The following is a 902-nucleotide window of genomic DNA, read 5'->3' as shown; positions in this document are numbered from 1 at the left end:
TCTTTAGGCATCTAAACTATGCCGAGCCGGACGACTCGTTAACATCGTCCCTCTGGGCTCACTGCTGGCATATTCGTGGTCCAGTTCCAGCCTGATCGGCATTGCCTCAAATGCGGCATAGTTAAAGCTACGCCGCTAGCGGCGTAGTCACAAAGCCCGTCTGGTTCCGATCCATCCAACCACCGCCGAGGCACTCCGAGCCTATGCCTGTAATCGGGACGAAAAGCTGCCCACGCGGACGACCGACGCATTCTTCTTGTCCGACAGCGGAAGGCCAATGAACTACCGTCAGATCGAATATGCCTTCGCCCGTCTTCGAGTACAGCTCCGATGGCAAGCCCGGGGAGGTCATCCGCACCCACGCATCCACGACCTGAGGCACAGCTTTATCTGCCGCCGTCTTATTGGCTGGTATCAGGAGGGGATCGACGTAGGTAATGCGATGCTGATGCTTTCCACCTACGTCGGACATAGCCAGGTCACCGACACGTTCTGGTACGTGACGGCAATACCTGAATTGATGGCCATCGCAGGCGATCGCTTCGAGCGCTTCGTTCAAGGAGGCAGTCATGTCTGACCTGAACTCATCACCGACGTTTGCACAACTGCTGCAGCAGTTCTTTATGGTACGTCTGATACGGCAGCGTAACGCGAGCCCGCGAACGGTAGCGGCTTACCGAGACACCATGAGGCTGCTTCTCCAATTTACAGAACAGCGATTGCATCGAAGACCTGATCGCCTGGAACTTAGCGACATCGATGCACCACTGGTTCTCTGAGCGTGAGCACGTAAATCGATGGGAATTCGGGGCGTTTTGAGCAGCTTGCGTGATGTAGCGGAGGGGATCTCCCTCAGGCATCTTGCACAAACGACGCCCAAGGGAGAGTCTCTTGTCTGCCAG

Annotated in this window: 2 protein-coding genes; both read left to right on the top strand. The window is 56.1% G+C overall.

Going from position 1 to position 902, the window contains the following annotated elements:
• The first annotated feature begins 160 nt into the window (after positions 1 to 160).
• Positions 161 to 577, top strand: a complete 417-nt coding sequence (locus AB4Y32_RS40395; protein ID WP_439899909.1) for a tyrosine-type recombinase/integrase — start codon at positions 161 to 163, stop codon at positions 575 to 577.
• On the top strand, positions 570 to 779 hold the full coding sequence (locus tag AB4Y32_RS40390) for a hypothetical protein (RefSeq protein ID WP_368726574.1): 210 nt from the start codon (positions 570 to 572) through the stop codon (positions 777 to 779). Before AB4Y32_RS40395 ends, AB4Y32_RS40390 begins: the two co-directional genes overlap by 8 nt.
• Positions 780 to 902: the final 123 nt, after the last annotated feature.

The organism is Paraburkholderia phymatum, assembly GCF_040965635.1.
GTDB classification, from domain to species: domain Bacteria; phylum Pseudomonadota; class Gammaproteobacteria; order Burkholderiales; family Burkholderiaceae; genus Paraburkholderia; species Paraburkholderia phymatum_B.
Note: the sequence above shows the minus strand (reverse complement) of the source record. Positions and strands in the feature narration are given on the sequence as shown.

Excerpts from the sequence above, each read along its gene's own strand:
- AB4Y32_RS40390 (WP_368726574.1), top strand. The coding sequence starts at position 570 with ATGTCTGACCTGAACTCATCACCGACGTTTGCACAACTGCTGCAGCAG.